This window comes from Bacillus sp. LR_5 (assembly GCF_042709275.1).
In genome coordinates, this window is sequence record NZ_JAVAXX010000186.1 from 1 (window position 1) to 13,307 (window position 13,307).

Consider the following 13,307-nt stretch of genomic DNA (forward strand, 5'->3'; position numbering starts at 1 on the left):
CAAAGAATCATATATACTGAAGAGATAAAGGCGGTGTTCGTGTCACATGACAATTCAATGGTTCCCGGGCCATATGGCAAAGGCAAGAAGGGAAGTAACCGAAAAATTAAAATTAATCGATATAGTATATGAATTGGTAGATGCCAGAATTCCAATGTCGTCAAGAAACCCAATGATTGAAGATATCCTAAAAAATAAGCCGCGAATTATGCTGTTAAACAAGGCTGACAAAGCAGATGCGGCAGTTACACAGCAGTGGAAAGAGCACTTTGAGAACCAGGGGATCCGCTCCTTGTCCATTAATTCTGTGAACGGACAAGGCTTAAATCAAATTGTGCCGGCATCAAAAGAGATCCTTCAAGAAAAATTTGACCGGATGAAGGCAAAAGGTGTGAAGCCGAGAGCAATTCGCGCTTTGATCATCGGCATTCCAAATGTCGGGAAATCAACGCTTATCAACCGGCTGGCAAAGAAAAATATAGCAAAAACAGGGGACAGACCTGGTATTACGACATCTCAGCAGTGGGTCAAAGTCGGGAAAGAATTAGAACTATTAGATACACCGGGGATTTTATGGCCTAAATTTGAGGATGAGCTTGTCGGCTTGAGGCTGGCCGTCACCGGGGCTATTAAAGACTCGATTATCAATCTGCAGGACGTGGCTGTGTTTGGTCTTCGTTTTCTTGAAGAACACTATCCTGAACGGCTGAAAGAGCGTTATGGCCTTGATGAGATCCCAGAGGACATTGCAGAGCTGTTTGATGCAATAGGTGAAAAGCGCGGCTGTCTCATGAGCGGAGGGCTCATTAACTACGATAAGACGACTGAAGTCATTATTCGCGATATCCGCACTGAAAAGTTCGGCAGGCTGTCATTTGAACAGCCGACTATGTAAAGGCGCGCAGAAATGCGGGTCTTTATTTTTTCGTGACCGAACCGATACATAAAGTAAGGGAGAAGAGAAAGTGAATACATTAACCGTAAAGGACATTAAAGACCGTTTGCAGGAAGTGAAAGATGAACAAGACCCATTTCTTGCCCAATGCGAAAAAGACCCGAGAAAAAGTGTTCAAACGCTTGTAGAGCAATGGCTTAAAAAGCAGGCGAAAGAAAAAGCGCTGAAAGAACAATGGGTGAATATGACTTCCTATGAAAGACTGGCAAGAAACAAAGGATTTCGTTTGATTGCAGGTGTCGACGAGGTCGGCCGGGGGCCATTGGCAGGACCCGTTGTCGCCAGCGCAGTCATCCTTCCAGAGGAATGTGAAATACTTGGGCTGACAGACTCCAAAAAGCTCTCAGAGAAAAAGCGTGACGAATATTACGAGCTTATTATGAAAGAAGCACTGGCGGTCGGAACAGGAATTGTAGAAGCCTCTGTCATTGATGAAATCAATATATATGAAGCTTCAAAGATGGCAATGGTGAAAGCGATACACGATTTGTCAGATACACCTGATTATTTGCTTGTTGACGCAATGACGCTACCGGTCGGCATAGACCAGTCGTCAATTATAAAAGGCGATGCTAAAAGCGTGTCTATTGCGGCAGGTGCGTGTATCGCGAAAGTGACGAGAGACCGGATGATGAGCGCTTATGCCGAAACATACCCCATGTACGGCTTTGAAAAAAATAAAGGCTATGGGACAAAAGAGCATCTCGAAGCTCTCGCCGCATACGGCCCAACTGAATTGCACCGTAAAACTTTCGCTCCTGTTCAATCTTTCAGATAAACCAATGGACAAGGAGGCACCTCTTTTACATGAATATACGAAATGATGTGCAAAAGGCGCTGCAGCACCTTTTTGGAAATACAGCAGTCCCGCAGGAAACATCAAATGTCAGCGAAGCGCTAAACGGGGAGAATCGTCTCCTTTTAGGAAAAGTGCTTCGTTTATTAGGAGATCAGCATGCGCTGATTCAAGTCGGCAATCAAACTGTCCAGGGAAAACTTGAAGCTCAGCTTCGTCCTCAGGCGTACTATTGGTTTTCCTACGAAAAAACAACAGCAGAACAAGGCCGTCTTCAGGTCGTTCAAAGCTTTGACCAAAATCCCAAATCCATTCAGGATGCAGCTGGCAAGCTTTTAAATGCCATTTCAGTAAAACCTTCAAACGCCGCTCTGATGATGACAGGAGCGATGCTGAAGAGCAAAACACCCGTAACAGAAAATGATATCAAAACAGCTGTCCGCTGGATGGAGACACTGCCTGCGCCAGATACAAAAAAAGCGATTGAAACCGTTCTGTTCGCTTTAAAGCGTGAGCTTCCCATTCACCCCGAAGTTTTGAGCGGTGTTCACGCTGTGAAATCGCCTGTTCCGCTGCATCAGCACGTATCCCGGCTGCTTCGGGCAATCAACCAAAACCCTCAGCAGAGCCAAATGACGGCAAAGCTAAAAGAAGCAGTTGCGGCACTTTTTAATAGTGAAATTGATGTCCATGCAGAACGTCTGATTGATAAGCTTATCTCTCTAACGGATAAGACCAAAGCACCTTCTTCAGGCCATACAGCTGGAAACATGGAGCTTAGCGCACGATCTGGTTCCCCCGGAAAGGCCGGCTTATCGCCCGTAAATGACACAGCGGAACAGAGAAGCATACAAGGAGAGCCTGTCAAAACAGCAGCAGACATTCCCATCAAAGAAGTCCGCCAGCTGCTGACAAAGCTGACGGAATCTGCTGAAAAAAACAGTCTTCACATTGTGAAAGAAGCAGCAAATTGGATTAAAGCGGCTGCTTCATCGGGTGATAGTAACTCACCTGCACCTTCAGCTGTTTTTCAGGCGTCACAAGTCACAGATCGGGAAGCCGAAGTCTTTTTAAAGGCTGTTCAGCAGACAGCACCTAATTTGGCGGATAAGGCAGATGTTCTTTCTTTCTTATCCAAAGTGAAAACGGCAATCGGCGCAAGGGACGAGCTTGCATTCATTAAAGCGTTAGAACAAGGAAGCGCAGTCACACCTGACGAAATACAATCCATCAAGCTGGCTCTTCATGCCGCAAGATCGTCGCATGAGGTAGCTGAACCTGTCAAACAGGAAGCCGATCAGCTTTTTCATAAATTAAACGGGCAGCTTTTCATGCAGCAGGACCATCCGTCATACAGCCAAATTGTAATGTCATTTCCGCTGTTTTCGAAGTCAGGGGTTCAGGACATGACTGTTCTGTTTAAAGGAAAGAAGGAAGCAGATGGAAAGCTTGATCCTTCTCATTGCCGCCTTTTATTTTTGCTGCAGCTGGATACGTTAAAAGAAACTGTCGTTGATTGTTTGATACAGCAAAAAGTCATGACCATTACAATTGAGACTGATTTCGAGCTTCAGGCTGCCATCGATCCGATGGTGCCCGCACTTAAACAGGGTCTGAAGGAAATGGGATACAGCCTTTCAGGGGTAAACGCTAAAAAAAGGATTCACTCCGAAGAGAAGGCTGCAATCGATCAATATGTAACAAGCATCAGTGATCAGGAAGTGGACGTGAAAGTATGAAAGAGCAGACGCCGATCAGAAAAGCTGTGGCTCTCCATTATAACGAACAAAAAGACAAGGCGCCGAAAGTGATTGCGACAGGAAAGGGCCATGTAGCCGACAACATTATCAAAGAAGCGAAAAAGGCAGGGGTCCCGATTCAAGAAGATCGGACCCTTGTCGAATTAATGCGCCATTTGACTGTAGATGATCAAATCCCGGAAGCTCTTTATGAAACAGTAGCCGAGATTTTTTCGTTCATTTACAGATTGGACGAAAGTGTAAAAAATAAAAAATAGCTAAAATATTCCCCATCCTCCGTTTGAAATTTATGTTTTTAATAAAATAAAAGTTTGAATGTTTAGAAGGATTTAAAGATTTTGCATCGAACTCTAGACAATTCTTCCAGTATTATTATAGAATGAAAGCGCAGTCTATTTTAGTTTTGTTACATAAGTTAGGAGGATGGGAAATGAATATCCATGAGTACCAGGGAAAAGAAGTCCTCAGAAAATATGGGGTATCTGTTCCTGAAGGTAAAGTGGCTTTTACAGCAGAAGAAGCAGTTGAGAAAGCAAAGAACTTATCCAGCTCGGTTTATGTCGTAAAGGCTCAAATTCATGCTGGCGGTCGAGGCAAAGCTGGTGGGGTAAAAATAGCAAAATCGTTAGACGAAGTGAAAGCGTATGCCGAAGAACTCTTAGGGAAGACCCTAGTTACACATCAGACGGGTCCGGACGGCCAAGTAATAAAACGCTTACTTATTGAAGAAGGCTGCGATATTAAAAAAGAATACTACGTGGGGCTTGTGCTTGACCGCGCCACTTCTAGAATCGTTCTGATGGCTTCTGAAGAAGGCGGAACGGAAATTGAAGAAGTAGCGGAGAAAACACCGGAAAAAATCAAGAAAGCTGTCATTGATCCGGCTGTCGGCCTCCAAGGCTATCAAGCTAGAGAAATCGCATTCGCTATTAATATTCCAAAGGAGCTTGTGGGAAAAGCTGCTAAATTTATGCTTGGACTATACAAAGCATTTGTTGAGAAAGACTGCTCAATCGCCGAAATCAATCCGCTCGTCGTTACTGGCGACGGAAATGTGATGGCGCTTGATGCGAAATTGAATTTCGACAGCAACGCGTTGTACAGACAAAAGGACATTATGGAATACAGAGATTTGGATGAAGAAGATCCGAAAGAAATCGAAGCGTCCAAATATGACTTAAGCTACATTTCTCTTGATGGAAATATCGGCTGTATGGTAAACGGCGCGGGACTTGCAATGTCCACAATGGATATTATCAAGCATTATGGAGGAGAACCCGCCAACTTCCTTGATGTGGGCGGCGGTGCAACCGCAGAAAAAGTCACGGAAGCATTTAAAATCATTCTTTCTGATCAAAACGTTAAAGGGATTTTTGTCAACATTTTCGGCGGCATTATGAAATGTGATGTCATCGCAGAAGGGGTTGTTGAAGCGACAAGACAAGTTGGTTTGACATTGCCGCTTGTCGTCCGTCTTGAAGGCACAAACGTGGATCTAGGGAAGAAAATCCTTAGTGAATCAGGATTAAATATTACGTCTGCGGAATCAATGGCTGACGGCGCGCAGAAAATCGTATCCTTAGTTTAGGAAAGAATGAAAGGCAGGGGACCAGATAATGAGTGTTTTTATTAATAAAGATACAAGAGTTATTGTGCAAGGGATTACAGGTTCTACCGCTTTATTTCATACGAAGCAGATGCTCGAATACGGCACAAATATCGTAGGCGGTGTAACACCTGGAAAAGGCGGAACTGAAGCGGAAGGTGTTCCTGTATTTAATACAGTGGCTGAAGCAGTTCAAACGACTGGCGCTAACGCGTCTGTTATATATGTGCCGGCACCGTTTGCAGCTGATGCCATTATGGAAGCGGTAGATGCGGAGCTTGATCTCGTGATTTGTATCACGGAGCATATTCCGGTTTTGGATATGGTAAAGGTCAAACGCTTCATGGAAGGCAAGAAAACGAGACTGATAGGGCCAAACTGCCCTGGTGTCATCACGCCTGAAGAATGTAAAATCGGCATTATGCCTGGATATATCCATAAAAAGGGTCATGTAGGCGTTGTATCGCGTTCAGGAACATTAACATACGAAGCGGTGCACCAGCTGTCAGAAGCGGGTGTAGGACAATCTACAGCTGTTGGAATCGGCGGCGATCCTGTAAATGGAACAAACTTTATTGATGTTTTAAAAGCGTTTAACGAAGATCCTGACACACACGCTGTCATCATGATTGGCGAAATCGGCGGTACTGCCGAAGAGGAAGCGGCAGAGTGGGTAAAAGCCAACATGACAAAACCGGTAGTCGGTTTTATCGGCGGGAAAACAGCACCTCCAGGGAAGCGCATGGGGCATGCAGGCGCCATTATTTCCGGTGGAAAAGGGACAGCTGATGAAAAAATCAAAACGCTAAATGCATGCGGAATCGAAGTTGCAGAGACACCTTCTGTAATGGGTGAAACCTTAATTAAGGTGCTGAAAGAGAAGAACTTGTTCGAAACTTGCAAAACGCATTAATAAAGAAGGGACAGCCGTCAAGGCTGTTCCTGCTTTTTCTGTCAAAAGGAGGTCAATATATTGGATCAGGCCGCTGCCTGTTTAATGATTTGCAGAATCAATCAATTATTATCCCCATCCCTTCTATTAAAATGGTGGAAAGCTGATCCGTCTATGTCGCTGACGTCACCCGTGTTAGAAACTGTTACTCGAGGTAAAATAAAGGCAGCTGCATTAAAAAATAAAATAGAAGAACAATATCCAAAGCTTCAGCGTGTACTTGCTGCTTACCATGAGCAAGGAATTAACCCCATCCCGATTTCTTCAAAGCAATATCCTTTCTGGCTGAAAACCATTTATGATCCCCCCGCTGTCCTGTTTGCAAAGGGTGATATGACCCTTCTTTCTAAAGGGAGGAAAATTGGAATTGTAGGGACAAGAAATCCAACAGCTTATGGGATACAAATTGTCAATCATCTTACAAAAGAGCTCTGCCGTAAAAATTGGGTGATTGTCAGCGGACTGGCGTCTGGGATAGACGGAATGTCCCATGCTGCAAGTATTAAGGCGAAGGGGCGGACAATCGGCGTCATTGCAGGCGGATTTCAACACATATATCCCCGGGAAAACCTTCAGTTAGCAGATCATATGGCTAAACACCATATCCTTCTGTCAGAGCACCCACCTGAAACCAAACCCCAAAAATGGCATTTCCCTATGAGAAACCGTATTATCAGCGGATTAAGTGAAGGCGTTATTGTCGTGCAGGGCAAAGAAAAAAGTGGTTCGCTGATTACTGCATATCAAGCACTGGAACAAGGAAGAGAAGTATTTGCCGTACCCGGCTCATTATTTGATCCTTACGCCGGAGGTCCTATAAAACTGATCCAGCAGGGGGCTAAAGCTATATGGTCAGCAGAGGATATTTTCGAGGAGCTTCCTGAGAGAAACGTTCAATATACGGAACCCTTTTGAATTATCGTTTGACAAACGGTATTGTAATATTTAATAATAGTGAGGATTTAAAGTTGCATATTGTTTTCTATTTAAATAATGACGTTCATCATAAAGAATGAAATGTTGAAAGCCAAATAAAGACAGCTGCAAAAACAAAATTGAAATACTTGAAAAGAGAGAGAACACCTCTTGAGGGGGATGAAAATGTCTGATTATCTAGTCATCGTGGAATCGCCCGCTAAGGCGAAAACGATTGAACGTTACTTAGGTAAAAAATATAAAGTAAAAGCATCAATGGGACATGTCCGGGATCTTCCAAAAAGTCAAATGGGAGTTGACATAGAACAGAATTTTGAACCGAAATATATTACCATTCGAGGTAAAGGGCCGGTATTAAAAGAGCTGAAAACGGCTGCGAAAAAAGCCAAAAAAGTGTATCTCGCAGCCGACCCCGACAGAGAAGGGGAAGCGATTGCATGGCACTTGGCACACAGCCTTGATTTAGATCTTAATTCAGACTGCCGTGTGGTGTTTAATGAAATTACAAAAGACGCCATTAAGGAATCGTTTAAGCATCCTCGCATGATCAATATGGATTTAGTGGATGCACAGCAGGCGAGACGTATTTTAGACCGGCTTGTCGGATATAAAATCAGTCCTATCCTATGGAAAAAAGTCAAGAAAGGGCTTAGCGCAGGCCGCGTTCAATCCGTTGCCCTCCGTTTAATTATTGATCGCGAAAAAGAAATTAACGACTTTAAGCCGGAGGAATATTGGACAATTGACGGTACGTTTTTGAAAGGACAGGAAACGTTCGAAGCGAGCTTTTTCGGAAAAAACGGCAAAAAACTTCCTTTAAAAAGTGAAGCCGATGTAAAAGACATTCTTTCTCAGCTCAAAGGCAATAAATATACAGTTGAAAAAGTAACGAAAAAGGAACGCAAACGTAATCCAGCTTTGCCTTTTACCACTTCCACCCTGCAGCAGGAAGCGGCTCGCAAGCTCAATTTCAGAGCGAAGAAAACGATGATGATTGCACAGCAATTATATGAAGGAATTGATCTTGGAAGAGAAGGAACAGTCGGTCTGATCACGTATATGAGAACGGATTCAACCCGTATTTCAAATACGGCGGTGGATGAAGCCGCTGCATTTATTGATCAGGCATACGGCAAAGAGTTCTTAGGCGGCAAACGAAAGCCTGCGAAAAAGAATGAAAATGCTCAGGACGCTCACGAAGCAATTCGCCCGACATCAGTTCTCAGAAAACCAAGTGAATTAAAAGCAGTACTTGGCAGAGATCAAATGAGATTGTATAAATTAATTTGGGAGCGCTTTGTTGCCAGCCAAATGGCCCCTGCTGTTCTCGATACAATGAGTGTCGACCTGACAAACAATGGTTTGACATTTCGTGCAAATGGAAGTAAAGTCAAGTTTTCCGGGTTTATGAAGGTGTATGTTGAAGGAAAAGACGATCAAATGGAAGAAAAAGACCGGATGCTGCCTGACCTGCAAGAAGGCGACACGGTATTATCAAAAGATATAGAACCGGAGCAGCATTTTACCCAGCCGCCTCCGCGTTATACTGAGGCACGGCTCGTGAAAACTCTTGAAGAACTCGGTATCGGCCGTCCTTCCACATATGCTCCGACGCTTGATACTATTCAGCGGCGCGGCTACGTAGGACTGGATAATAAACGGTTTGTTCCCACAGAATTAGGGCAGATCGTGCTTGAGCTGATCATGGAATTTTTCCCTGAAATCATTAACGTTGAGTTTACGGCAAAAATGGAAAAAGACCTAGATAATGTTGAGGAAGGCAATATAGAATGGGTACAGATTATTGATAACTTCTATACCGATTTTGAAAAGCGCGTGAAAAAAGCCGAATCAGAAATGAAGGAAGTTGAAATTGAACCAGAATATGCCGGAGAAGATTGTGAATTGTGCAGTTCTCCAATGGTATATAAAATGGGCCGATACGGTAAATTCTTAGCTTGCTCCAACTTCCCGGACTGCCGGAACACAAAACCGATTGTGAAACAAATCGGTGTGAAGTGCCCGAGCTGCGGTGAAGGAAATATTGTTGAACGAAAATCGAAAAAGAAACGGGTTTTTTACGGCTGTGACCGTTATCCGGACTGTGAATTCGTTTCCTGGGACAAACCAATTGAACGAAAATGCCCGAAATGCGGAAAAATGCTCGTCGAGAAAAAACTCAAAAAAGGCATACAAGTCCAATGCGTGGAATGCGATTATAAGGAAGAACCACAGAAGTAGCGGTGAGCAGGGTCTTGCTCACCTTCTTTGTGTGTTAAAAGAAGGCCTTGAATAATAAACTAGGAGATGTGAAAGATGAACCAACAAACAGTGAATGTAATCGGAGCCGGACTCGCAGGAAGTGAAGCGGCGTGGCAGCTTGCCAAACGGGGGATTCAAGTCAGATTATATGAAATGCGCCCTGTTAAACAAACGCCTGCGCACCATACAGATAAATTTGCCGAGCTTGTGTGCAGCAACTCTCTGCGTTCCAATACGCTTGCTAACGCTGTCGGTGTATTAAAGGAAGAAATGCGGGCGCTTGATTCAGCCATCATCGCGGCTGCTGACGAATGTTCGGTGCCTGCTGGCGGCGCTCTCGCAGTGGACCGTCATGAATTTGCCGCAAGTGTGACAAATCGGGTGAAAAACCATCCGAACGTAACCGTTATTAATGAAGAAGTGACTGGAATTCCTGAAGGCCCTACCATTATCGCAACGGGTCCGTTAACATCTGAATCACTGTCTGCCCAACTGAAGGAGCTAACTGGCGAGGACTATCTGTATTTTTATGACGCAGCGGCGCCAATTGTAGAAAAAGACAGCCTTGATATGGATAAAGTGTACTTGAAATCTCGTTATGATAAAGGTGAAGCGGCATATTTGAACTGCCCGATGACAGAAGAAGAGTTTGACCGTTTTCATGAAGCATTAACATCAGCAGAAACAGTCCCATTAAAAGAATTTGAAAAAGAGATTTTCTTTGAAGGCTGCATGCCGATTGAAGTCATGGCCAAACGGGGGAAGAAAACAATGCTTTTCGGACCGATGAAACCGGTTGGTTTAGAGCATCCTGTTACAGGAAAACGTCCACATGCTGTCGTTCAGCTCAGACAGGATGATGCAGCGGGAACACTCTATAATATTGTAGGATTCCAGACTCATTTAAAATGGGGAGACCAAAAGGAAGTTCTCAAATTGATTCCAGGGCTTGAAAATGTAGAAATCGTTAGATATGGCGTGATGCACAGAAATACATTCATTAACTCTCCAAGCCTGTTAAAGCCGACATATCAATTTAAAAATCGCAGTGATTTGTTCTTTGCAGGCCAAATGACGGGAGTAGAAGGATATGTGGAATCCGCTGCCTCAGGACTGGTAGCAGGTATTAATGCGGCTAAACTTGTTTTAGGAGAAGAGCTTGTCACTTTCCCTCAGGAAACAACAATAGGCAGTATGGCTCACTATATTACAACAACAAACCAGAAGAACTTCCAGCCGATGAATGCAAACTTTGGGCTTTTAAAAGAATTGCCTGTTAAAATTAAAAATAAAAAAGAGCGTAATGAACAATACGCGAACCGTGCAATCGAGACAATTCAAACAATTTCGAAAACAATATAGGTATTGATTGCAACCTGAACGCGATTTGTGATACCATTTAAAAGCCCTTCCTGGGGAGGTATTAGGCATGGAGAATGTTAAGAATTTCGTAAAGTTATTCGTTGAATATTTACAAATTGAAAAAAATTATTCACAATATACTATTGTGAATTATGTGGATTCAATTGAAGAATTCGAGACTTTCCTGCGCGTTCAAGGTATAAATGGATTTGAAAAAGCTGCATATCAAGATACTAGGATTTTTTTGACAGAAGCCTATGAAAAAGGTTTATCGAGAAGAACAATAAGCAAAAAGATATCTGCATTAAGAAGCTTTTATAAGTTTCTGATGCGGGAAAAACTTGTTGAAGAAAATCCGTTTCAGCTTGTTCATCTGCCGAAACAAGAGAAACGAATACCAAAGTTTCTATATCAAAAAGAGCTTGAGGAGCTGTTTGAAGTTTCAGATATAAGCCAGCCGACCGGAAAGAGGGATCAAGCGCTGTTAGAGCTTCTCTATGCCACCGGAATGAGGGTCAGTGAATGCTGTTCCATAACTGTTAACGACGTTGACTTATTTATGGACACTGTGCTTGTTCACGGTAAAGGCAAGAAGCAGCGCTATATCCCCTTTGGGTCTTACGCCCGCGAAGCGTTGAAGGTTTATATGAATAGCGGAAGACAGTGCTTGCTGATGAAAGCAAAAGAACCTCATGATCTATTATTCGTAAATCAAAGAGGCGGACCGCTTACAGCCCGAGGCATCAGGCATATTTTAAGCGGGCTTGTTCAAAAAGCGTCCGGCACTTTACATATCCATCCGCATATGCTTCGACATACGTTCGCCACTCATCTGTTAAACGAAGGGGCAGATTTGAGAAGCGTTCAGGAACTGCTCGGGCATTCCAATCTGTCTTCGACACAGATATACACGCACGTTTCGAAGGAAATGTTGAGAAACACATATATGTCTCACCATCCAAGAGCTTTTAAGAAAAATTAAAGGAGGCCCTTTATGTCATCTTTTCATGCGACCACAATATTTGCCGTACAGCATAAGGGACGAAGCGCTATGTCCGGAGACGGCCAAGTGACATTTGGTCAGGCTGTTGTCATGAAACACACTGCAAGAAAAGTGAGGAAACTGTTTAACGGTAAGGTTCTTGCCGGGTTTGCAGGATCTGTTGCAGACGCTTTCACATTATTCGAAAAGTTTGAAGCTAAGCTTGAAGAATATAACGGCAACTTAAAACGGGCAGCTGTTGAGCTTGCGAAGGAATGGCGTAGCGATAAAGTGCTTAGAAAGCTTGAAGCCATGCTGATTGTTATGAATCAGGATACTTTGCTTCTCGTATCGGGAACAGGCGAGGTGATCGAACCAGATGACGGCATTCTCGCGATTGGATCAGGAGGCAATTACGCTCTGGCAGCCGGAAGAGCTTTGAAAAAGCATGCCGGTGAAAGCATGTCTGCAAGTGAGATTGCTAGAGCCGCGTTAGAAACAGCAGGCGAAATTTGTGTTTACACGAACGATCAAATCATACTGGAAGAGCTTGAATAGAAAGGACTTGAGGCGCATGGAAAAACAACCGTTAACACCAAGACAGATTGTAGATCGGTTAGACCAATATATTGTCGGTCAGCAAAACGCGAAAAAAGCTGTCGCCGTGGCATTAAGAAACCGCTATAGAAGAAGTCTTCTGGATGAAAAGCTGAAGGACGAGGTCGTTCCGAAAAACATTTTAATGATGGGGCCTACCGGCGTTGGGAAAACTGAAATTGCAAGACGAATCGCCAAGCTTTCAGGTGCGCCATTTATCAAAATTGAAGCAACAAAATTTACTGAAGTCGGCTATGTAGGCAGAGATGTTGAATCAATGGTCAGAGACCTTGTGGAAACTTCTGTTCGGCTTATAAAAGAAGAGAAAATGAATGAAGTAAAGGAGCAGGCAGAAGAAAATGCAAACAAACGCATTGTTCGTCTGTTGGTTCCTGGGAAGAAAAAACAATCAGGCGTTAAAAATCCGTTTGAAATGTTTTTTGGCGGCAGCCAGCCGAACGGTGAAGATGAGGCGGAGAGCCAGGAAGAAGCAAACATTGAAGAAAAAAGAAAACGCATGGCGCATCAGCTGGCTTTAGGAGAGCTCGAAGACTACTATGTAACAGTAGAAGTCGAAGAGCAGCAGCCTTCTATGTTTGACATGCTGCAGGGCTCGGGTATGGAGCAGATGGGCATGAATATGCAAGATGCGCTGAGCGGATTAATGCCAAAGAAAAAGAAACGGCGCAAAATGACAGTCAGAGAAGCCAGAAAAGTCCTGACGAATGAAGAAGCAAGCAAACTCATCGATATGGATGAAGTCAGCCAGGAAGCTGTTCAGAGAGCAGAAGAGAGCGGAATTATCTTTATCGACGAGATTGATAAAATTGCAAAAAACGGCGGCGCGTCATCTTCTGCCGATGTATCTAGAGAAGGCGTTCAGCGGGACATCCTCCCAATCGTTGAGGGTTCAACCGTTGTCACTAAATATGGTTCGGTAAAAACAGACCATGTGTTATTTATTGCAGCAGGAGCGTTTCATATGGCCAAACCGTCAGATTTGATTCCTGAACTGCAGGGGCGTTTCCCGATTCGTGTAGAACTGAGCAAACTCACGGTAGACGACTTCGTGAGAATTTTGATTGAGCCTGATAATGCA

Annotated in this window: 12 protein-coding genes; all 12 read left to right on the plus strand. The window is 43.8% G+C overall.

What is annotated here, in order from left to right; translation table 11 throughout:
• The first annotated feature begins 46 nt into the window (after nt 1–46).
• The gene (gene ylqF, locus RAC86_RS26400) at nt 47–895 is read left to right on the plus strand and encodes a ribosome biogenesis GTPase YlqF (protein ID WP_072566265.1); all 849 of its coding nucleotides are present in this window, start codon (nt 47–49) and stop codon (nt 893–895) included.
• A 70-nt stretch (nt 896–965) separates the two neighbouring features.
• On the plus strand, nt 966–1,733 hold the full coding sequence (gene rnhB / locus RAC86_RS26405) for a ribonuclease HII (RefSeq protein WP_061187453.1): 768 nt from the start codon (nt 966–968) through the stop codon (nt 1,731–1,733).
• Nucleotides 1,734–1,762: 29 nt separating this feature from the next.
• Nucleotides 1,763–3,490 carry a hypothetical protein gene (locus RAC86_RS26410; RefSeq protein WP_072566266.1) on the plus strand — a complete coding sequence of 576 codons (1,728 nt, stop codon included), beginning with the start codon at nt 1,763–1,765 and terminating at the stop codon, nt 3,488–3,490.
• On the plus strand, nt 3,487–3,768 hold the full coding sequence (locus RAC86_RS26415; RefSeq protein ID WP_014113777.1) for a FlhB-like flagellar biosynthesis protein: 282 nt from the start codon (nt 3,487–3,489) through the stop codon (nt 3,766–3,768). Before RAC86_RS26410 ends, RAC86_RS26415 begins: the two co-directional genes overlap by 4 nt.
• 173 nt (nt 3,769–3,941) lie before the next feature.
• Nucleotides 3,942–5,099: an ADP-forming succinate--CoA ligase subunit beta gene (sucC, locus tag RAC86_RS26420; protein ID WP_019714397.1), complete on the plus strand. Its 1,158-nt coding sequence runs from the start codon at nt 3,942–3,944 to the stop codon at nt 5,097–5,099.
• Between the two features lie 28 nt (nt 5,100–5,127).
• Nucleotides 5,128–6,030, plus strand: coding sequence for a succinate--CoA ligase subunit alpha (gene sucD / locus RAC86_RS26425; protein ID WP_003238566.1), 903 nt, complete (start codon nt 5,128–5,130; stop codon nt 6,028–6,030).
• A gap of 60 nt (nt 6,031–6,090) precedes the next feature.
• The gene (dprA, locus tag RAC86_RS26430) at nt 6,091–6,984 is read left to right on the plus strand and encodes a DNA-processing protein DprA (RefSeq protein ID WP_041520950.1); all 894 of its coding nucleotides are present in this window, start codon (nt 6,091–6,093) and stop codon (nt 6,982–6,984) included.
• Between the two features lie 186 nt (nt 6,985–7,170).
• Nucleotides 7,171–9,246 (plus strand): type I DNA topoisomerase, encoded by a 2,076-nt coding sequence (gene topA, locus RAC86_RS26435; protein ID WP_014113782.1) that lies wholly within the window; start codon nt 7,171–7,173, stop codon nt 9,244–9,246.
• Nucleotides 9,247–9,321: 75 nt separating this feature from the next.
• Entirely contained in the window at nt 9,322–10,629 is a 1,308-nt protein-coding gene (gene trmFO / locus RAC86_RS26440) for an FADH(2)-oxidizing methylenetetrahydrofolate--tRNA-(uracil(54)-C(5))-methyltransferase TrmFO (protein WP_014113783.1), read from the plus strand.
• Nucleotides 10,630–10,696: 67 nt separating this feature from the next.
• Nucleotides 10,697–11,611, plus strand: a complete 915-nt coding sequence (xerC, locus tag RAC86_RS26445; protein WP_061187459.1) for a tyrosine recombinase XerC — start codon at nt 10,697–10,699, stop codon at nt 11,609–11,611.
• A 12-nt stretch (nt 11,612–11,623) separates the two neighbouring features.
• Nucleotides 11,624–12,169: an ATP-dependent protease subunit ClpQ gene (clpQ, locus tag RAC86_RS26450; protein ID WP_003238555.1), complete on the plus strand. Its 546-nt coding sequence runs from the start codon at nt 11,624–11,626 to the stop codon at nt 12,167–12,169.
• Between the two features lie 16 nt (nt 12,170–12,185).
• A partial coding sequence (gene hslU, locus RAC86_RS26455; RefSeq protein ID WP_377886190.1) for an ATP-dependent protease ATPase subunit HslU occupies nt 12,186–13,307 on the plus strand: 1,122 nt, incomplete at its 3' end.